General features: G+C 45.5%; 20 protein-coding genes. 13 read left to right on the forward strand and 7 right to left on the reverse strand.

The features are described 5' to 3' along the window. Positions 1-17: 17 nt before the first annotated feature. Together CWC03_RS05275 and CWC03_RS05280 are read right to left on the reverse strand one after the other, a co-directional pair. Positions 18-320 carry a putative quinol monooxygenase gene (locus CWC03_RS05275; RefSeq protein ID WP_138580863.1) on the reverse strand — a complete coding sequence of 101 codons (303 nt, stop codon included), beginning with the start codon at positions 318-320 and terminating at the stop codon, positions 18-20. Beyond that, complete coding sequence (locus CWC03_RS05280) at positions 301-531, reverse strand: DUF2798 domain-containing protein (RefSeq protein ID WP_138580864.1); 231 nt, start codon at positions 529-531, stop codon at positions 301-303. Before CWC03_RS05280 ends, CWC03_RS05275 begins: the two co-directional genes overlap by 20 nt. An 89-nt stretch (positions 532-620) precedes the next feature. Between CWC03_RS05280 and CWC03_RS05285 the strand changes: the two genes are divergently transcribed. Continuing rightward, positions 621-1478, forward strand: a complete 858-nt coding sequence (locus CWC03_RS05285; protein WP_138580865.1) for a LysR family transcriptional regulator — start codon at positions 621-623, stop codon at positions 1476-1478. 21 nt (positions 1479-1499) lie between these two features. On the opposite strand, the gene CWC03_RS05290 is transcribed toward CWC03_RS05285, so the two are convergent. Further along, entirely contained in the window at positions 1500-2201 is a 702-nt protein-coding gene (locus CWC03_RS05290; protein ID WP_010376576.1) for an NUDIX hydrolase, read from the reverse strand. Positions 2202-2379: 178 nt separating this feature from the next. Here CWC03_RS05290 and CWC03_RS05295 point away from each other — a divergent pair, with 178 nt between their 5' ends. The 6 genes from CWC03_RS05295 to CWC03_RS05320 all read left to right on the forward strand — a co-directional run bounded on the left by CWC03_RS05295 (position 2380) and on the right by CWC03_RS05320 (position 7266). Then, positions 2380-2577, forward strand: coding sequence for a hypothetical protein (locus CWC03_RS05295; protein ID WP_249313953.1), 198 nt, complete (start codon positions 2380-2382; stop codon positions 2575-2577). A gap of 59 nt (positions 2578-2636) precedes the next feature. Continuing rightward, entirely contained in the window at positions 2637-3344 is a 708-nt protein-coding gene (locus tag CWC03_RS05300; protein ID WP_138580866.1) for a hypothetical protein, read from the forward strand. A 164-nt stretch (positions 3345-3508) separates the two neighbouring features. Continuing rightward, positions 3509-4204, forward strand: coding sequence for a response regulator transcription factor (locus CWC03_RS05305; RefSeq protein WP_138580867.1), 696 nt, complete (start codon positions 3509-3511; stop codon positions 4202-4204). Continuing rightward, entirely contained in the window at positions 4201-5580 is a 1380-nt protein-coding gene (locus tag CWC03_RS05310) for a sensor histidine kinase (RefSeq protein WP_138580868.1), read from the forward strand. The genes CWC03_RS05305 and CWC03_RS05310 overlap by 4 nt, the downstream gene beginning before the upstream one ends. A gap of 66 nt (positions 5581-5646) precedes the next feature. Further along, positions 5647-6522 (forward strand): retropepsin-like aspartic protease, encoded by an 876-nt coding sequence (locus CWC03_RS05315; protein WP_069021170.1) that lies wholly within the window; start codon positions 5647-5649, stop codon positions 6520-6522. 204 nt (positions 6523-6726) lie between these two features. Continuing rightward, positions 6727-7266 (forward strand): carboxymuconolactone decarboxylase family protein, encoded by a 540-nt coding sequence (locus CWC03_RS05320; RefSeq protein ID WP_138580869.1) that lies wholly within the window; start codon positions 6727-6729, stop codon positions 7264-7266. Between the two features lie 34 nt (positions 7267-7300). On the opposite strand, the gene CWC03_RS05325 is transcribed toward CWC03_RS05320, so the two are convergent. The 3 genes from CWC03_RS05325 to CWC03_RS05335 form a co-directional block, all read right to left on the reverse strand. After that, entirely contained in the window at positions 7301-7723 is a 423-nt protein-coding gene (locus CWC03_RS05325) for a serine protease external chaperone (protein ID WP_138580870.1), read from the reverse strand. Between the two features lie 11 nt (positions 7724-7734). Beyond that, the gene (locus CWC03_RS05330; RefSeq protein ID WP_138580871.1) at positions 7735-9531 is read right to left on the reverse strand and encodes a S8 family serine peptidase; all 1797 of its coding nucleotides are present in this window, start codon (positions 9529-9531) and stop codon (positions 7735-7737) included. A gap of 129 nt (positions 9532-9660) precedes the next feature. Next, positions 9661-10053 carry a YbaN family protein gene (locus CWC03_RS05335; RefSeq protein WP_138580872.1) on the reverse strand — a complete coding sequence of 131 codons (393 nt, stop codon included), beginning with the start codon at positions 10051-10053 and terminating at the stop codon, positions 9661-9663. Between the two features lie 233 nt (positions 10054-10286). Here CWC03_RS05335 and CWC03_RS05340 point away from each other — a divergent pair, with 233 nt between their 5' ends. The 5 genes from CWC03_RS05340 to asnB all read left to right on the forward strand — a co-directional run bounded on the left by CWC03_RS05340 (position 10287) and on the right by asnB (position 16731). Further along, positions 10287-11534, forward strand: coding sequence for a Zn-dependent hydrolase (locus CWC03_RS05340; protein ID WP_138580873.1), 1248 nt, complete (start codon positions 10287-10289; stop codon positions 11532-11534). Positions 11535-11676: 142 nt separating this feature from the next. Further along, positions 11677-12108, forward strand: coding sequence for a hypothetical protein (locus CWC03_RS05345; RefSeq protein ID WP_138580874.1), 432 nt, complete (start codon positions 11677-11679; stop codon positions 12106-12108). Continuing rightward, positions 12105-13526: a sodium:solute symporter family protein gene (locus tag CWC03_RS05350; RefSeq protein WP_138580875.1), complete on the forward strand. Its 1422-nt coding sequence runs from the start codon at positions 12105-12107 to the stop codon at positions 13524-13526. The genes CWC03_RS05345 and CWC03_RS05350 overlap by 4 nt, the downstream gene beginning before the upstream one ends. Before the next feature lie 109 nt (positions 13527-13635). Then, the gene (locus CWC03_RS05355) at positions 13636-14706 is read left to right on the forward strand and encodes an aspartate/ornithine carbamoyltransferase family protein (protein ID WP_138580876.1); all 1071 of its coding nucleotides are present in this window, start codon (positions 13636-13638) and stop codon (positions 14704-14706) included. 9 nt (positions 14707-14715) lie between these two features. Then, on the forward strand, positions 14716-16731 hold the full coding sequence (gene asnB, locus CWC03_RS05360) for an asparagine synthase (glutamine-hydrolyzing) (protein WP_138580877.1): 2016 nt from the start codon (positions 14716-14718) through the stop codon (positions 16729-16731). 102 nt (positions 16732-16833) lie between these two features. On the opposite strand, the gene CWC03_RS05365 is transcribed toward asnB, so the two are convergent. Further along, positions 16834-18117, reverse strand: a complete 1284-nt coding sequence (locus CWC03_RS05365) for a porin (RefSeq protein ID WP_138580878.1) — start codon at positions 18115-18117, stop codon at positions 16834-16836. A 268-nt stretch (positions 18118-18385) separates the two neighbouring features. On the opposite strand from CWC03_RS05365, the gene CWC03_RS05370 reads away from it, so the two are divergent. After that, positions 18386-20344, forward strand: a complete 1959-nt coding sequence (locus CWC03_RS05370) for a methyl-accepting chemotaxis protein (protein ID WP_138580879.1) — start codon at positions 18386-18388, stop codon at positions 20342-20344. The last annotated feature ends 9 nt before the right edge of the window (positions 20345-20353 follow it).

A 20353-nucleotide genomic window follows, 5' to 3' on the forward strand; every position in this document is an offset into this window, starting at 1 on the left:
GTTGATCCTCACTTTAATCACCTTACAGGCGATAAAGAGGTAATATCCACCGCTTTTGCCAACCATCCTTGATACAGTGTAAATACCCGTTTGGTGTAAGCTTGCTGGTGATGAAAATCGAACGCGGCTTGATCGATGAAGCGCTCAACTAAGGTAAGCTGGGTGCGGTTTTCACTTTCATAAAGTTCAAAGCGTAAACATCCGACTTCTGCTCGAGTGGCTGGCAAGATCTCTTGGATTGCGTTAATACAATCTTGATAGTGCTCGGTTTTAGGTGTGATATGGGCGATAAAGTTGACGTTATTGTGGCTGTTGGTCATGGTATTTCTCCATAATGCGTTTAGTAACGGCGGTAACTGGGGCTGATAAAACATAGGCGGCGATGAAAGAGGCCGGCCAAGCATTGGCAAAGGCATGCGCCCATCGCGTAGTAAAGTCCGCTACTAATCCCAAATTGATGTACGTAACCCATCCAGACACCATAAACGACAGGCACAATGACAGCAGTAATGTAAAAATGAGTTTTTGCATGTTTCCTCCTCTGGCTGTTGGTATGATTGTAGGGAGTTGCCAGCCGATCAGAATGGCAAAAATGGAAAGCTAAGATTGCGGAGATAACTATGCTAGATGACTTACGACTCTTTGTTGAGGTAAGCCGCCGAGGAAGTTTTGCCAAGGCGGCAGAAGACCTTGGCATAGGCGCGCCGACCTTATCTAAGCGGATGTTAGCGCTGGAAGAGAAACTCGGTTATCCGCTCTTACTGCGTAGCGCCAGAGGACTTACATTAACGAATCATGGTCAGGCAGTGGTGGATAAAATGGCGGAGTCTTTGCTCGCCTTGCAAGCGCAAAGTGAGGCGCTATCAACACTAGAAGCGTCCACTTTTCACCTGTTATGTCCGCAAAACTTAATGATTGGTCCTTTGTATAATGCGCTGCAATCGTTTCAGGCCCAGCATCCTGAGATCCAATTGCATGTGGAGCCTGCTAATAGTGTGGCCTTACTCAGCCAAAAGCGGTTTGATTTAACCGTCCGAGTTGGGGAGCTGGATGATTCAAGCGTCTATCAAAAGCGGCTGGGGCAAATTGCGGTAAGAGCGGTGGTCGCCAAGGAAATTGCGACTACACAAACCCTGTTTTTGCCCTTTAAAGCATCGCAACTGCCTGCAACCGATGAGTGGCGAGCACTGCTGGCGCAGTTTAGTCACGTCTCTTATGTGGGTGATATTACCTTAGTGCGTAAATTGGTAGGCTCGGCTAACGGTGCTGGCGTCTTGCCGATGACAGAAATTGCAGCGTTGGCAGCGCAACCTCAAACCGCATTTAGCTATATCGGTGACTGCCAATTTACTCGCAACATCTACGCGCTTTGGCCAAATCAACGAACTCCACCGACTTACACCAGAGATTTTATTGAGTTACTGCAAATGCGGTGTCAGGAGCTTGATTATCTGCAAGGGGCAGTGATAGCTCTGTAATGAACACCGCACAATCGCATTTTATCCTAAGCTCAGATTGCGCTCAAAATGCACAATATCGACATCAGGCTTTAGCTTATAGAGCTGCGCTAAACGTCCGCCTGACTTTACCTTTTCATCCAGTGCTTCAAACATGTTTGAGGCTTCGATGCGTCTTACCAAGCTCTTGCGCTGAATGGGTTTGGCGATAATGGCTTCGATGGCGGTTTTGAGTTGTCCAATGGTAAATTGATCTGGCAAACAATAAACCGGGATCATGGAATATAACGCCTTTTGCTGCAGCCTTGCCTTGGCCTTTTCAATAATGTGTTTATGATCAAAAGCCACGGCGAGATCTGGGATCTCGCTAAGATCCACCCATCTCACATCATCTACCGAGTCTATTTGCGTTGCCACTTGCTGAGGTGAAATCAAGGCGTAATAAACCAAGGTGACACTAAAGCCTCGCGGATCACGGTTGATCCCAGAAAAAGCCTGAAGTTGCTCTAGGTATTGTGGGGCAACACTGGTTTTCTCTTTGATCTTACGCAACGCGCTCATATCCGTGTTGTCATCCAGTTCAACATCAACAAACCCTCCAGGTAATCCCCAGCGGCCTTTAAAGGGAGCGTTAGCGCGTTTCACCAGCAGCACTTTTAAGCTGTCCTGCAAAATTGTAAATAACACGCTGTCTACCGTGAACAGTGGGTTTTGGTATTGGGTTAAATCGTAATCAGGGCTCATGATATTTTTAGTTTGTGTCTTTTGGACACAATAAACAATTGTAGCCAGTATGGCAAATATACTGAATATCCCTATGTTAAAAATAAACATTGAATGTCTTTTAGACACAAAGTTGTTGATTGATCAAAAAATGTTTGATACCTTATTTGTGTCTTAGGGACATTATTAAGGAAAGGTTATGAAAGTCACGAGTTATGAATTCTCTGGAAACAAAAAAGATGTTCAATATGAAGCATTTACCTTCTCTGGTGGGGAAGAGCATATTCGTTTCAAAGCATTTGATTTCCGTGATTGCGAAAAAGTGCAAATCACAGCCAGAGTGACCAATGCTTCTCATATCATGCGGTTACTGATGGCGGTGGATGCATTGAAGTGACTTTGTTTGGCGCGGATACTAATGGGAAGAAAAAAAGTCAGTTTAGGAGAAAGTCGGCTATGAGAAATATAGAGGAACAAACAGCATATTCACTCATTAAGTTTTTTTCCTGTAGGGAGCATCTAGAGAGCTTTAAAAATGGCTCGGTACTTTTTAGAACTCCTCACTATTATAGGTTATGCGAAGAAATCGGACGGGGTGACCAAGCAGAGTCGTGTTTAGGGTACTGGAGCAGAGATAGTGGACATGAATTTCCTGAAATTTATACTGAGCATGGTCAAGTTTTAAATTTAGGCTCTATTAAAAGCTTGTTGGTTTATCCATTAAAAGAACAGTCTGACAGCTGGTTGCAAAGTTGGTCTATTATTGGGAAATACAACAAATTTGAGAATAGTATTGAAAAAATGCTGAAAGACTTTGGTCCCTATTTTGTTTTATTACCCGCGCAAAACATTGATAAGTATGTGAGCGCAATTACGAAAATTACTGGTTTAAAAGTTGAGCATGGCGCAATCAAATATTCTAACGATATAATGGAGAAGTCGCTTTCTGTGAAGGGGCAAACATTTGAATATCAAAAAGAATACCGATTCTTGCTGGGGGAGTGCGACAAAAGTTGTAAAGATGACCTGGCTGTCAATATTTCAAATATGAGTACACTTCTCTCTAATGCTAAATCCCTAAAATTCGAAAATCCAAAAGGCGATATTTTGTACTGCAGTACAGGTGAAAAGAGAGTATGTAGGGTCATGCAAAAGTTGCCGTAGTAGAAAGTCAAAAGTTGCGACGTTTCTTCTCGCTCCAAAGTGGTAAAAAGCGATATTTCCTATCGCGCACAATTAACCCCAACATTCTTGCCTGATTATCCAAGACTTTTGTGCTTCACAATTTTACATCTAATAATTACAATCAGGACAAAAAGCGCCTCCCTATGTCTGACCAATATACAGTTTTATATGTAGAAGATGACCCAAGCAGTGCTGAGATATTAAATTTATATCTGGCACAAGCGGATATGCAGGTTGTCCATTTCGATAACGCCCCAGATGCCCACCGAGCCCTACAAAACCTAACATTTCAACTCGCTATTTTAGATGTCATGCTACCCGGCGGTGATGGCCGTGAGTTACTTAAAGACGCCGTTGCGCGCAACATTCCTACCATTATGGTGACCGCCAAAGTGTCTGAAACCGATCGTCTTGAGGGATTTGAGCTTGGTGCGGACGATTATGTATGTAAGCCTTACAGCCCACGAGAAGTGATCTCAAGAGCAAAGGCACTATGTAAACGTAGCTATCGCGGTCAGCAGAGTGCCGCTTTGTTGTTTGATGGCTTAAGTATCAACCTTGAGAGCAAATCGGTGACGGTAACACAGCAAACACCAGCGTTAACGGCGGTGGAGTTCGAGTTATTACTGACCATGGCCAAGCAGCCGCAACAAGTATTTAGCCGCGCGCAATTAATCGAACAAGTATGGGGAAGTGATGCGCCTATTACGGATCGGGCAGTCGATACTCATTTAGCAAACCTTCGTAAAAAACTGGGTGATAGCAAGGCTGAGCCCAAGTTTATCGCCACGCGTTACGGGCAAGGCTATCAATTTATTGCGCGTAAGGTGTCTTCATGAAGCTAAAAACCAAATTTACCTTACTTGTGGCGCTTTGCACCTTTGCGCTACTCGGAAGCTTTTATCAACTATCTAAAAACTCAGCCGAGCGCACTTTTTTAGCATTTAATAAGCAAAGTGCGGTAACGTTTGGTCATTCATTGCTTGATGATGACTTAGTGGAAGAAGCATTGGCTGGCAACACCTTTGCAAGCCCAGAAGCGACGTTAACGTTTTTAGCATCAACCTTTCCTGAGCAGCTATTTATTTGGCGAGATGCTAACTCAACAGCGGATGTAAAGATCCTCAACCCCGATCTCACCATAGACTATGAGCAGGTCAAATCCGGTCATCAATTTTCAATTCATCATCCCGGTGTTGCGGCGTTTGTGGTGCAATTTAATGAGGCACAATATGTGTTATCACCACAGAGTGAGTTGTTTTGGTTGCCTGAAGTATTGCTAGATAGGTCGTTTGAAAAGGAAGCGCTGCAGCAAGCTATGCTGGATGATTTTATGCTTACTTTGGTCATCTTATCGATTATTGCTGCATTACTTGCTTGGTTGGGGTCGTGGTACTTTTTGTCGCCACTTAAACAGCTCAAACGTAGCTTTAAGGCGATAGAGTCGGGCGAGTTAGACACCCGCTTAGCGCTAAAACGTCATGATGAAGTGGGTGAAATCATCAGTAGTTTCAATAATCTTGCGGCTTGGCTACAAGGTTTGCATCAGCAATATAAACAAATGAACTCCGACTTATCTCATGAGCTTAGAACACCACTTAACGGCATTCGTTCGCGCTTGGAGGCGATGGAAGACGGTATAGTCCCGATGGATAAGGCTCAGTTAGCGGTGATAACCCAAGACCTTCACAACGTTAACCGTATTATCGACGACCTGTGTTTGTTGTCATTAACCGAGTCAAAGCAGCTGACGTTGGCATCAACACGAGTAAATCTCTCTGAGCTGTTAACATCGACCTTAGTGCGTTACCAAGCACAGGCCGAAGCGCGAGGCGTGAAATTGGACGCAGATATTCAAGAAGATGTGAGCGTGACGCTTGATGCCGGAAGAGTCAGACAGATAGTGGTGAACTTATTAGATAATGCCTTTAAATATGGCGCTGATGGTGGCGTTGTGACCTTACAGCTCAGCTATCAAGACAATGAACTGGTGATTACGGTTGCTGACTGCGGCCAAGGTATGTCGCCTAATCAACTCGAGCAGGTGTTTGAGCGCTTTTATCGTGCGCAGGGGTCGCGCCACGATACATCCAGTTTGGGGCTCGGTTTACCAATTTGCCGTCAACTTGCCGAGTTGATGGGGGCGACATTGACCGCGACCAGTGCTGAAAATCAAGGCGCTAGCTTTTCGCTGAGGTTTTCTCGACTAACTTGATAATTGCTTGACAATTGCTCGGCATAGTTAGCTCAACAACGACATCAACAGTTTGAGAGCAAGATTATGAGAGCAATTATTTTATCAGCATTGGCATGTACCACCGTTGGTTGTGGGATCACCGCGTCTACCGCGCCACAATCGCTCACCTTACCGATGAAATATACCGAGAAAGGTCATGCCTATGTGATGGCAACGCTTAACCATACGGTTACCCATCCTATGATTTTAGACAGTGCTGCGAATGTTGGTATTTTACCGGTTAATCTGAAAGCAGCACTTGCCTTGCCAGAAGATAAGCTAAGCAAAATGGACGTGCAAGGCGCAAGTGGCAGCTCTGAGCTAGTATTGGCAACGATAGACCACACCAGCGTCGGCCACTTAGCAGCAGAGTCGCTTCCTTATGTATTTAAAGATATGACCCGCTTAGATGTGGAAGGCGTCTTGCCTGGAATTTTGGGGCATGGATATATGTCGCAATATTGTAATGTGTTTGATTTTAAAAATAATGAGCTGAGTTTGTATCAAGGGGCTTGCCCAAGTAGTGTGACACAGGGCTTGGAGAGTGAAAGTTTTAAAATAGATAACAATTTTATCAAGCTGACAGCAAGTTTTAATGGCGTAGAAGTAGACGCCGTGCTTGATACCGGCGCTCCAACCAATTACATCAACTCACACTTGGCCAATAAACTAACATTAACGCTGGGCGAAGAAGATATCAGCCGCGGGTTAAACGACCAAGCAACTAAAAAGGTGGCCATAGGATCACTGCGCTTTAGCTTAGGAGGCAAGGAAATCATCAATACCGAAAGCCACTTATCGGATATGCCTGTGTTTGAGGTGCTTGGATATAAAGATGAGCCGTTTATCCTGCTGGGTTTAAGTAACTTTAACGATGATAAGCTCATTATCGACTACGCTGAGAACAAAATTTACTTTTGATCCCAACGCTGCTGGCTTGGCGCTCGACCAGTCAGTAGCTAATTAAATTTCATATTAATTTAGACAGTTATTGTGTTTACTATAGCGAATAGTTATTTGAATGGTCATTCAAGTAAGGTTAGTCTAGCACCCAATGAGTAGTTAACCTGAGGTTTGTTAGATCTCAGGTTATACCAATACAAAATGCACCAAGAGGAGCAACTGATGACTGACTTTACAATCCATACCGTAGAATCTGCACCGCAAAAAGGTAAACCATTACTTGAGAAGTCCCAGCAAGCGTTTGGACGTATTCCGAATCTTCATGGGGTAATGGCGGAATCACCAGAGCACCTGCACGGTTATCAAGTGTTACATGAGGCTTTTTTAAATAGCTCGTTCAATAACGACGAAAAAACTGTGGTGTGGCAAGCGATTAATGTAGAACATGAGTGTCACTACTGTGTGCCAGCTCATGCTGCCATTGCAAAATCAATGAAAGTAAGTGATGAATTGGTCAAAGCGCTGCGTGAGCAAGCACCACTTGGCGATGAGAAGCTAGAAGTGCTGCGTGCAACAACACTTGAAATGCTACGCGAACGTGGCAAGTTGAGCGATGCGCAAACCAAAGCATTTTTTGCAGCAGGTTATACCAAACAAAATCTGCTGGAAATTATCTTAGCGCTAAGTCAAAAGGTCATGAGTAACTACGTGAATCATATCGCGCATACTCCGCTGGATGATGCTTTTAAAGCGTTTGGCTAATCAGTAGAGAGGCATTTAGCCTCTCTACTAAGTATTACTCGCTTTCCAAACCGTCAAGCTGTAAGCCTATCTGAGTGCTCAGTACTCCTGCTTGTACACGTAAATATGCATTCAAAGTTGTGAGGTCAGTGTGTGCGTCGGCGTGGCGATAGATAGCTCGGTTACCACGGACGTAGCTTAAAATTAGATTATTGTCGCTAGCGAAAGTATTGGCGTTAATCATCGTAAGGTGTTCAACGATAATCTCACCGGTTACGGTATACACCTCCCCAGTTACTGGTGATTGTAGTTTCAACCCTTTAACCAGTGTGGTGTTGCTTTCCTCAAGTGAAACAAATGATTGATTGTTGATCTTTATTTCCGCACCTTGTGGCGCTTCAGTTAACTCAATTAATCCATCGTTTGCCGCAAGTGCTTGGCCACTAAGTAGTAAGGCAGTTAAAACGAATGCTTTCATAGTGGTTCTCCTTAGTTATGACCAATAAAACGAATTTGCCAAGAGGTTAACACGCCATCTTGTGCGTTATTTCGATGCACCGCTTGAATATCCGGAGCGCCGTTACGTGGATCAAAGATAAAAGCTTCGTCCTCACCTTGGGTATCAATTAACCGAAGGGTCCACTGGCCTTGTGCTGACTCGCCGTAGAAGTGGTGTGATAGCATTTGCATATCGTTAAAACCATTACGTCCTGAAATTGTACCTGTTCTTGGTGTCATTAACACACTACGAGTACCTGATGGAGAAATGAGTTCAATTGCAACGTCACGGGTACTGGTATGCTCACCGGTCACTCGGATCTGTACCGCTTCAACGGTGACATCGTTGTCAACTTGTAGCGAGCTTTCTGCGCCAGCAAGGCTACCGTCAGGAATGGTGACATTCGCATTAACTTGCTGCCAAGGTGTAATCGTGAAATTACCCCTGTCCACATTATAGAAACGAGCCATATTTACTGCCGCATCAACGTCAATGGCGCCAAAACCATAGAAGGTATGGAAGTCATACCCTGCCGCATTAGTTTGCCATGCTGGGATAGCATCATATTGTTGTGCCTCACCAGCTACATTGTTAAAGGTCAATGTAACGCCCGGCTGGTCTGGGTCAATTTTACGCGCTGTTGAAGCTAAAATGTGTCTAACATCGCGCCAAGTTAACGCGGGGTTTGCAGACATGATTAGCGCAATTGCACCAGTCGTGTTGGGTGCTGCAGAAGAGGTGCCATTCATAGTCGCGTTATAATCACAGGTTGGATCGAGCGGGTGCCCACCATGTAAACTATTACGAAGGTTCGCTGGGTTTCTGCCCCAATCACAGCCACTGATATCGGTTGAGATAATCGCTGGTGTTGTTGAGCCATACTCTCCCCCCGGCGCACTGACGAACACACTAGAGCCTACTGTTGAATACGAGGAACGCTTACCATCCGCATTGTACGCTGAGACGACTAAGTTCCAGTAGCTGGTATCAATACGCTCTAAGTTAACGTTTTGCATTGGTAAGCCATGGTTGCGATTGGAGAACCATAGGTAGCCAGGACCTAATCCGCTAGCGTTAAAACTTTGCACTTGATAACCATTACCAGCAGATTTTACGAAAATAGCACCGCGGCCACTATGACTTGTGGTAGTGATCTCTTCTTGAGCCTCTTCATAAGTTTGTAACCAAGGAGAAAAGTCATAATTGAATGTCTGCGGCGATGAAAGGGTACGGCCATAGCTTTGGTTAAATACTCGAGGAAAATCAAAGGAAGCTTTATTGAAACCGTCAGAGTACATACCGTGAGACTGTAACCAGTTCTCCATGTTACCATTTTGGAGTAAATTAAATCCGACGAGTCCTGCTCTTGGTGCAACACCACGGCCACCAATACCGTTAAATGCGCTTGCGGCAATAATACCTGCTACACCAGTCCCGTGGCTATCCCCACTGTTGGCTGGTTTTAAATCAGGAGAGTCAGTGAGAAAATCCCATGAACCAGGTTTTACGTTGCCAATGAGGTCAGGGTGAGTTAGCTCGACACCACCATCAATGACTGCGGTGGTTACGCCAGTTCCCATGATTCCAAGCGCATGGGTAAGGCTGAGGTTTAAGTCTTCTCCTGCAATACCGCCGCGATCAGAGAATGCGCTCTGCCCTGTATTTTTCAAGTGCCATTGCTGGTCGACGAGTGGATCACCAGGAAATAGAGGGTATTCCTGTTGGGCATTTGCTGTGCCGTGTAGTAACCCTAGCAAAGTGGCTAGGTAAGTTATTTTTATTTTCATGGTATCTCAACTTGTTATTGTTTCTTTTACAAGAACAAACTGTATACCTCAAAAAGGTACTCAATGTAAATGGTGGGTTGTATATGTATTTATCTTGTTTTTATTTTGTTTGTTATAAGTGTTGCTTTTTTACGCCACAGGGATGGCTGATGGACGTGTAAAAATATAGCTGAGTACTGCAGCCTCAGTTATCGCGACAGACCAAATCACCCAAACAGGTGCGCCACTAAAACTCAAAGCCAGTAAACCAACACTCATACCAACCGCAGCGCCAACCTTGCCTTTTATGGGGATCACTTGATGTTGTCGCCATGCAACTAGACTCGGGCCAAATTTTGGGTGGTTGAGTAGCCAATTCTCTAGCTTGGGAGATGAACGAGTAAAGCAAGCAAGGGCGAGAATGAAAAAGATGGTGGTAGGCATAACAGGCAGTGCCATGCCGATAAAGCCAAGACCTACAAAGACGATGCCAGCAATATGAAGCCAAAAACAACGATTGAACAAGGGGATTTTTTTACGCATAGGCATCCTCATATTTCGGGAGTGCTGAACTGACAGCGCATCACGATGATCTGAGCTAACATTGTTAACCAGCAGCCAATTATTAAAAGCATATCACAGCGGCTGAAATTCGCGAATTTTCAACTAAGCTAAAGCAAAGAGATTCTCAGTCGGACGTCAGTGTTTAAAATAGCGAATCTGATCTCAGGTTAAATACAGGGAAGTGGTGCGACTGAAACGTTGAGGAGCAAAGTATGCAAGTAAATTTAGAACGTCTTAAGTCTACCTTATTTGCGCTCGCGGAGTTCGGCTATAACCATGAGGATAAGGGAATTTATCGCCAAGGTTTTAGCAATGAGGATTTTGCAGCGCGTAAATGGCTGATGGAATGCGCACAAAGCGAAGGGTTTGTGAGTCGTATGGATGGCGCTGGCAATGTGATTATTGAAATGACCAGCCCGGAGGTTGTAGCAAAACCCGCGGTGATCATTGGCTCTCATCTCGATAGTGTACCAGCAGGTGGCATGTTTGATGGCACCTTGGGCGTCATTGCGGGGTTTGAGTGTATTCGTATTTTAAAAGAGCACAATGTGCAATTAGATAGACCGATTTGGGTCATCGGTACCAGTGAAGAAGAAGGGCGTTTTGGTGGCATGATCGGGGCGCAAGCGCTCACTGGAAAATTAACGCCTCATCAATTGCTCACAAGTCATGATGCGGATGGCTGTATGCTTAGCGATGCCATGCGCGCGCAAGGGTTAGACCCTATGGATGCACTGAATGCGAGGCTAGAACCTGAGCAAATAAATAGTTTTTTTGAATTACATATAGAGCAAGGACCTGTGCTTGATCAAAAAGGCATTCAAATTGGTGTGGTGGAAGGGATTTCAGGGGTATTTAAATGGATGGTGAAATTAATTGGGAAGGCCGACCACGCAGGCACGGCACCTATGGAGATGCGCAGCGACGCCTTTATGGGACTGGCTGATTTTGCCTACCAGTTAGACCGCATTATTGCAGAGGACGGCACAGATACCACGAGGATCACCGTCGGTAAGGCAGAATTAAAGCCGGGTTTTGCACATACGATTGCTGGAGAGGTGGATTTCACCATCGTCGCGCGTGATATGGACGAAACGGTGATGGAGAACCTTGAAATTGCCTGTCGTAAAGCGCTTTCTGCCATCGCTCGGAAACACCATTTAATGTTTGAATACGAGCAGGTGAGTTGGTTGTCTCCAATGAAGTGCACACCTGAGATGGTTGAATTTATTAGCCAACAGGCAGAGGCCTTGTCACTGAATTATCAAATCATGCCAAGTGGTGCTGGTCACGATAGCCAGTTTTTTTCAGAAGTGTGTCCCACGGGGCTGATATTTATTCCATCACTCAACGGCGTTAGCCATGCGCCAGATGAATGGAGTCATTGGCATGATGTCGAAGCTGGGAGTAATTTACTGCTGCAATGTGTTCAAAAAAGAGCAATAAAAACAGAAGAATAAATGTAAAGTGAGGATGAAATTGGGTGAGTCTATACTAGACAAATTTGATCCTTGGGCTAGTCTTTGTTACTACTAGAATAACGTGGATAGCAATACTTGCGGTGAATTCAGGCTTGGATAACCGCAGTTAGGGATTATGAGGATGTGGATCGCCCGAGTAGTAACCTTAGTCTTAGTTGCTGCAAGCTGTAATGGGCTTGCCGCCTCGCTGAGGGTGAGCGATGAGGTCGTGACTGCTGGGTTTATTACGCTGCACATTGAGCGTACGGGTCCACCTCAACAACAATCAACACAGCTATCCATTCAACATCTTTCAGAGCCTTACTCCCTCTCCCTTTCGCTTCAGCCGACTCAACAAGCGGTAACCATTAGTGGCTTGGCCGATGGTGATTATCTCGCAACCTTAGATAGCTCTTCTGCTAACTCGGCACAAACGTCGGTCTCATTTTCAGTCAAACATCATCAGTTAACGTTGGCGCTTGTGCTGTTTGTACTGGGCTTGTGTCTATTTGTGCTGCTTGTAGGAATGATTGTGGTAGGCAATAAGCAAGCGCACGATAAGGAAAGCGTATGATAAATGCTTCGTTGGCGCTCGGTCTCGCCCTAGCGTTTGCTTTGCTATGGGTATTTTTTGGCTGGTGGATTGGCAGGCGCGTGCAGTCACATAATGAATTTGCGCTGGCCGGTAGGAATGTCGGATTGGCCTTTGCTTGCGCCACTGCGATGGCAACTTGGGTCACCAGTAACACCACTTTAGTTGCGCCACAGCTCACTTATCAGTTTGGCATTTGGGGCATGATAGGCTACGCCTGTGCTGCATTCGGATTGCTGCTATTTGCGCCGCTTAGTCAACGCATCAAAACTTTACTACCCCACGGCTACACCAGTGGTGACTTTATGCGGTTGCGGTTTGGGCGTTTTACTTGGTGGGTCTTTTTGCTGATCTCTTTCGTGTATGCCATGAGCTGGCTCGTCAGCCTAGGCATGGCCGGTGGCATCTTGCTACACACCCTAAGTGGCCTTGATTATCACCTTGGTATGTCGATTATTCTGCTGATGTGTGTGGTCTACACGCTCTTTGGCGGTCTAAAAGCGGTGATCGCCACGGACTTTCTACAAGCCATTATTATTTTGGCAGGTGTCGTCGGAATTGCCATTGTCGTGGCGATGAATGTTGGGCTTGAACCAATTCACCAAAAACTCAGTAGCGACCACCCCAAGCTACTCGACCTGCTTTTTCCTGCCGCTGTGATGTTTTTATTCAACAATATCTTTTTTGGTTTAGGAGAAATTTTTCACAGCAACGTATGGTGGTCAAGGGCGTTTGCATTTAAAGGTGGGGTGGGCAAAAAGGCGTATTTTATCGCGGGACTCCTGTGGCTACCGATCCCCATCGTAACTGGGTTTATTGCGCTGGCAGCGCCGAGTTTAGGTTTGTATCCCGCTAGCGCCGATATGGTGGGACCCTTGGTTGCAAGCCAAGTGCTCGGCTATACCGGCTCGATCATTCTGTTCATTGTGGTGTTCTCAGCGCTAGCATCGAGTTTGGACTCTCTGCTCGCCGCAACGTCAGATCTCATCAATCAGGATATTTATCTGCAGTACATCAAACCAAAGGCGAGCGATAGCGAACGCTTAAAAAGTGCTAAGTGGATTATTGTCATCTTAGGTGTAGTAACTTGGCTTTTGTGTTTACCAAAAATCGCCACGCTGGGTGCCTTGTTGAACTTCGCTGGTGCCTTCGTCGCCAGCACCATTTGGCCTATCGTATTTGGTTTGTACTTTGCGCGAATGACGGGAAATAGCGCTGGCTGGGCTATGTTGTTTGGCACGGTATCAGGTTTGATTGGGTATTTTTATATTGGTTTTTATGTCGCTGCATTAGTTTCTTGTGCGGTGTCGTTATTAATTTGTGTGATTGCTTGGCGTTTTAGTCAGCAATCATTCCATTGGCAAGCGTTGGGCACGCAAAGCAAAGTGGAGGATGTATGATCTCATTGGGCGCATTTTCTAGTTTAATTTGGCTGGCCATAGTGCTCAGTTGTTTATGTCCTGTTGTCCTTGTCGTTATGTTCCTTATTGACTTTAAAAAGAGGCAGTTATGGTAAGTGCGCAGCAAGTAGAGTTTAATCGAGCGCAGCCGGATGTTTACGGGGATGCACATCCCAAAGCATTACTCAGAGCGATACAAGAAGACGGTGACAGGCTGCATTGTTTGGAGAACAAGCACATTATCAGTGTCGACCATCTTGATCGAGACGTGCTGATCCAGTTATTCCGCCTCGCCGCGAAATATGAAAGTAATCCAGCAAGGTTCAGCTCGCCGCTCAGTGGCAAAATTTTGATCAGTGCGTTTTATGAACCCAGCACCCGTACCCGGCTGTCGTTTGAAAGTGCATGGCACCGCTTAGGGGGCGATATTATGTCGATCACCGATCGTTCCTCAACGGGCATTGCGAAAGGAGAGTCGCTGCAGGATGTCGCCGAGATGTTCAATAATTATGGCGATTGTGTTGTCTTACGTGACACCTCAGTGGAGTCTATTGAAGAGATGATCCACAGCCTACGCATTCCAATTATCAACGCTGGTAATGGCATTGATGAGCACCCAACACAAGCGATGTCCGATCTCTACACTATCTTCAAATGGCGGCCGTCGTTATTACTCCCTGACAGCGAAGCCTTTAGCCCTATAAAAATTGGTGTGATTGGCGTGCCGAGTCAAATGCGTACGGTACGTAGCCTGCTGAAAATGTTTACGCATTTTCCGCGCATTGTGGACGAAATATTCCTGCTCTACGACGAGAGTGTCGAGGAAGCGGTGTCGAGCGAGCAATTAGCCCAGCTAGAGGAAGCGGGGGTTAAGGTGTCTATCGGCCATGACTTGAACGCCGTTTTGCCTGAGCTTGATGTGGTGTATATCAACTCAATTGCATGGGTTGGTGAAAGCTTCGAAACCTATGGAAAGTCGTTTAAATTGAGCGCAGACTCCCCCTTTAAGCCCGATGCGATAGTGCTTCATCCTCTGGCTCGAGGTGAAGAGCTGTGCACCAGTTTAGATGCCACGCCACACAATTGGTATTTTAGTCAGGCACGTGGTGCCGTCTTTTTACGCCAAGCCTTATTGACCTGTATGGTGCAGCGCGCCAGTACTGTGATGGATGTGGTTTAGGGAGATATTATGTGCGGAATTGCTGGTATTTTTTCAACGCAAGCGCAAACACAAATAGATAATCAATTATTGGTAAACATGGCAGCCATTCAACATCATCGTGGTCCCGATGGTTTTGGCTATAAACAAATGGCTGGCGTGGGATTTAGTCACGCCAGACTGTCGATAATCGACCTTGACGAGCAACGAGGTCGACAGCCCTTTATAAGTTCTGATAAGCGCCTAATGTTGGCGCACAATGGCGAATTTTACGATTACGCGCGGATCCGAGCTGAGCTGGTAGCAAAAGGGGCAAGGTTCCAAAGTAAAAGCGACTCAGAAATTGCCATGCACTTATATCAGCAGCTTGGCCTTGATGAGATGCTGACGCATCTGCGCGGTGAGTTTGCGTTTGCATTGTATGACCAACAAACCGATACGTTGCACTTAGTTAGAGACCGCTTTGGTATTAAACCTTTGTACTACACCCAAACAGAAGACGAAATTGTGTTTGGCTCAGAACTGAAAGTGCTGTTTGCCAACCCTAAAGTTAAACGCCGATTCTCAAGTGAAGGCCTATTTCATCAACTGATCCAAGTCATGGTGCCCGGCAGCACGGCATTTGCGAATGTACATCAAATCAAACCTGGACATGTTGTTAGTATCACCAGAAGCGAACAAGGTTTTAGCATTGAAGATAGACCTTATTGGGATGTTAACTTTCCGAAGGCGCAAGCGTATTTAAATAGCAAAGATGAAGCATACTACATTGATGGCGTGCGCAAACAGCTGCTAGAAGCGGTGCAGTTGAGACTCACCGCAGACGTCCCGGTAGGGTGTTACTTAAGTGGTGGCATAGATTCATGCGCTATTTTGGGTTTGTCTTCAGCTGCGGCGCAAGCACCAATTAAGGCTTTTACCATAGGCTTTGATAGTGCTGAGTACGACGAAACGCCGATTGCAAAACAGATGGCACAAGCCACCAAGGCCGATCATCATATTATGTCGTTGAGCGGTGACGAGCTATATGGCCATTTTGAACGAACTTTATGGCATACCGAAAGAACCATTTATAACACGCTTGGTGTTGCGAAATACTTGATGAGCCAGCAAGTTAACGAGTCTAATTATAAAGTTGTGATGACCGGAGAAGGCTCCGATGAGCTTTTTGCGGGTTATCCCGCATTTAGAAAAGACCTGTTTTTATATGGCTTAGATGAACTTGATGACACCGAAAAAGCTCAGTGGCAAACCATGCTGGAAGACAGCAATAAGTTGTTTAAGGGGGCTATGCTTTCCCGTGAGCAATACGATAGTGCAGCATTAGATGAGGTGGTTGGTTTCACACCAAGTTGTTTGCAGCCTTGGCTGTCATGCAGTCACTTTGCCCATCAACTCGTTGCCGCCGAACACAGAGGAATACTCACGGGTTATGACGCAGGCAAAGCAATCGCTGAGACTTTAGATGATGCCATGTTGGAGTCTCGCCATCCACTTGATAAAGCCCAGTATGTATGGATTAAAACCATGCTTGAAGGGCAAATATTAACTTGGGGCGGTGATAGGGTCGACATGGCCAATTCGATGGAGGCAAGGCCTGCCTTTTTAGATCATCACCTCGCAGAGTTTGCCTTTACCATTCCCCCGCAATATCGCATTAAAGATCGTAAAGAAAAGTACGTGTTACGCGAAGCGATGAAAGGATTGCTGCCAGAAGTACTGTATGAGCGAGAAAAGTTTGCTTTTATGGCACCACCGGCGCACTCAGATGAGAAAAAGTGGGCTGCAATGCGCGTGTTGGCTGATAAGTACTTATCTAGACAAGCTGTAGAAGCCGCAGGTTTATTAGACTTTGAAGCGGTAAATACGCTATTTGAGTTACATGATTCACCAGACGCCGATGATTCACTCAAAGTGCAACTAGATGCCGTGATCAATCATTTGCTTGGTGTGCAAATACTGCACAAACAATTTATCGCCGCAGATTTACCTCAATTTGCTGCCGCTGAAGCAGAGCGCCTTGGTTGGAGGGCAGCCACAGAGTAGAGGCTGATCGTATTGGTATTACAGAAAACAAGGAAATAAAAAGGCGATGCACCAACTAGTGCATCGTCTTTTTGATTTAATACCTAAGGTTAATCCCAAAGATTAAAAGTAATAACCGAAGTTAATGTTGAAGCGACGCTCGCTTTCGTCACTATCGCCTGCGATTGAACCACCAATAAACGGCTGGTTTTTCGCGTGAACTAAATCAACATAGGTGAAGAACGCACCCGCAGCGAGTGACACACCTGTAACATTCATCCAAGTGTCTTCGGTGTTATCGGATTTGTCGTAAATAATACCGAAGTCGTTATAAAATTGCAGATCGGTAATTGGGCCTAATTCAACTGGCAGGTTGTACGCTACATTAAAGTTCGACATGGTGGCTTCTGCCGCGATGGAATCATAAAACGCATAAGCGCCTACCGCCATACGGTTTACATCGTCAATATCGTACTGGTATTCACCGTGTTGTAACTGTAAGTTCCAAGGGCCAATGTTACTATTTAAGTGTAGTGCCCACGCGTTGTAATCACCTGCTCGGTCATTACCATCGTGAAGGCCACCGGCAAGGCCGGAGACGCCAATTTCAGTTGTGCCACCGCTATGTTCAATATGATACGCGTAACGACCAACAAAGGTGTTGTATTCGCCGATTGGTTGCGTTGGGTCGTCATAAACGCCATCGCCCGCTTTACGGAAACCTACCACGTCATAAGAGTAGCGATCGCTGCGGTCATCCACGTAACCATCGACACCACCTAGCTCATCGTTTTTGAAAAAGCCAAGGTCAAGCTGCCAGTTGTCTGCCACTTTACGTTTAAATACCACCCCCATGTCGTGGTCATCTTCAAGACCAATGTAATAGGTAGTGTTAAAAAACCAGTTGTGCGAATTGTAAGGTGAGTTACCAAAAGGTACTTTAGTCATACCAACCTGAGCTTGCCAATGGTCGGCAAAGTCATAGTCGAGGTAAGCGTATTTTACCGCAGTCATATAGTCGAAAAAGCGGATTTCGGCATTTAAACCAAAGCCACCGACATTGCCAGAGAAGTTCAATCTGAAAATATCGAAGTCAAAATCGCCGCCACGGTTCTTGTTGTCATCGTCATAAGACGTATGGCTGTAGTTGGTTCTGATCGCGCCGCCAACTTTGATAGTCGGTTTTGTTTCAGCAGCTGCAACTTGAGTTTTAGTTTCGGCTTTTTCAGCCTTAGCGATCTTTTCCTGTTGTGCCCGCGCCTGCTCTTTTTGTTCTAGCTGCGTGAGTTTCTTCTGAAGTTCAGCTAATTGGCGTTTTAACGCGTCAATTTCTGAGTTTTCGGCAAGCACTGAATTAGAGCAAAGTGCTAGACCTAATCCGAGTGAGATGGTTGAAAGTTTTAACATATTTATCCCGTTGTTAAATGGTTGAGCGCAAAAACCTCTTACAAATTGTAGACCACCAAACTTATCCTTGCAGAAAGCAGATAAATTTTATGGTCCTTGATTGAATTATCCATAGTAACACTGCGGCCTATTTGACCTCAAAGTTACCCAACATTTAACCATACCCAAGATGAATATAAGACGAACAAGTGATCACATTTGTATGTCATTCTTGCCCAATAGCCTATCCCTCACTATATTTTTACTATCTGTGAAATGGTGTTTATTCATGAATATATCGCAAAAATTAAAGCTGTCTTTCGCAACGGCAATCGCGCTTCCTTTGTTAATCATCGCGGGGCTTATTATCAGCCAAACTCGGCAGCAGGGGATAGAGACTTTCTCGGAGCTCAGTGATCGAGAGGCGTTACAGGTTGAGAATGGTATCCTGATGTTTTTTGATGAAATTGCAAAAAACGTAGACTATTTAGCAACCCATGCACAAGTCTTGAGTGCGCAGCAAGACGTGAAAACTTATATGGATTCAACCAGCACCACTCGACTTAATTCGAAAGCAGGAAGCAAAACAGAGCAAGCAGCATATTCGTTATTTGAGCACTTTGGTAACACGCACCCCGGTATTGCCTATATTTACATGGGAAATCAGCAAGGTGGTTATATTCAATGGCCTCTAGGTGAAGTAAATGCAAACTACGATCCTAGGCAGCGTCCTTGGTATCAAACAGGACAATCGGGAAATGGCGAGACGATCCGCACTAGTGCCTATTACTGGGCGCCGGATGATATGGTGATTGTGTCGACGGTAAAAGCGATAACTGCCAATGGCCAAACCGTGGGTGTCCAAGGTATGGATGTGTCACTGCAAGGATTGACCAAAATTATCCGAAATATCAAATTGGGTGAAACCGGCTATTTGATGCTAGTAGAAGACACTGGAAATGTGTTGGTCGATGCCAAATTCTCCGAACATAGATTTAAAAAGTTGGCAGACATTGCTAACGGCCGCTATCGTGAGTTGGCTCAAAATAAAGATGGGCTATTTGAGCTCGAAATTAACGGGCAAGACTATTTTGCCAACATCTATACAGCACCCAAATTAGGCTGGAAGTTTATTGGCTTAGTTGAAAAAGGTGAGGTAATGGCTGCAGCCAATGCGATGACGCTGACAATATTGATTCTAAGTGCAGTCCTGATCACCGTATTCTTGTTACTGGCAAGCTATATTTCTAAGTTGATTTCAGCGCCTATTGTAGAAGTGAGTGATGGCTTAACTGAAATTTCGCAAGGCGGTGGTGATCTAACGCAGCGTTTAGACATTAAAGCTCAGGATGAAACAGGCAAACTGGCGACGAGCTTTAATCTGTTTTTAAATCTCATTGCTGAGCTGGTGACGCAAATCAATGAGTGTGCCCAGCAAGTTAACGAAACCTCACGACAAACCGCTTCGCAGTCTGATCAGCTCACGGGTGCTACCAGTCAACAACAGCAAGCGCTTGAAATGGCTGCCACCGCAATTAATGAGATGGCGGCAACCGCAAATGAAGTGGCGGCAAGTTGTGCCAATGCGGCTGAGCTTGCAGGACAAACTCAGCAAGCATCTGAGTTGGGCCAAAGGGTGATCACAGAGTCTGTCGAGAGCGTCACCACATTATCTGAAGTGATCAATAAGGCAACCGCAGACATCATGCAACTCGACACCGAAAGCGAAAATATTATGTCGATACTCAGCGTGATCCGAGGCATAGCGGAACAAACTAATCTTTTAGCGTTAAATGCTGCAATAGAGGCGGCACGGGCAGGTGAACATGGTCGTGGTTTTGCTGTTGTGGCCGATGAAGTACGTGCGTTGTCGCAGCGTACCTCGGAATCGACGGAAGAAATAGCCTCTCAGCTTGATAAGCTCAGAAAAATGACGGAAATGGTGTCGGGAGAAATGAAGCGCAGCCTAACGCGTACGGAGCAAACGGTTGAACTGACAAACTCAGCGCAACAACAATTTAGTGAAATTACCCAAGCGATTGTCAATATTAGCGACCTTAACACGCAAATCGCCACCGCAGCTGAAGAGCAGCAACATGTTGCTGAAGACATTAATCGCAACGTGGTGGAAATTAAAAATGCTGCGGATAGCGTGAGTGATATCGCTGTGAATACCAATCAAAATGGCGTGAGATTACATTCATTGTCGAGCACACTCACAGAGCTGGTGGGCAAATTTAAAGTATAGCTTTAGCCC

The sequence above is a fragment of the Pseudoalteromonas sp. S2755 genome, assembly GCF_005886535.1.
Lineage (GTDB): Bacteria > Pseudomonadota > Gammaproteobacteria > Enterobacterales > Alteromonadaceae > Pseudoalteromonas.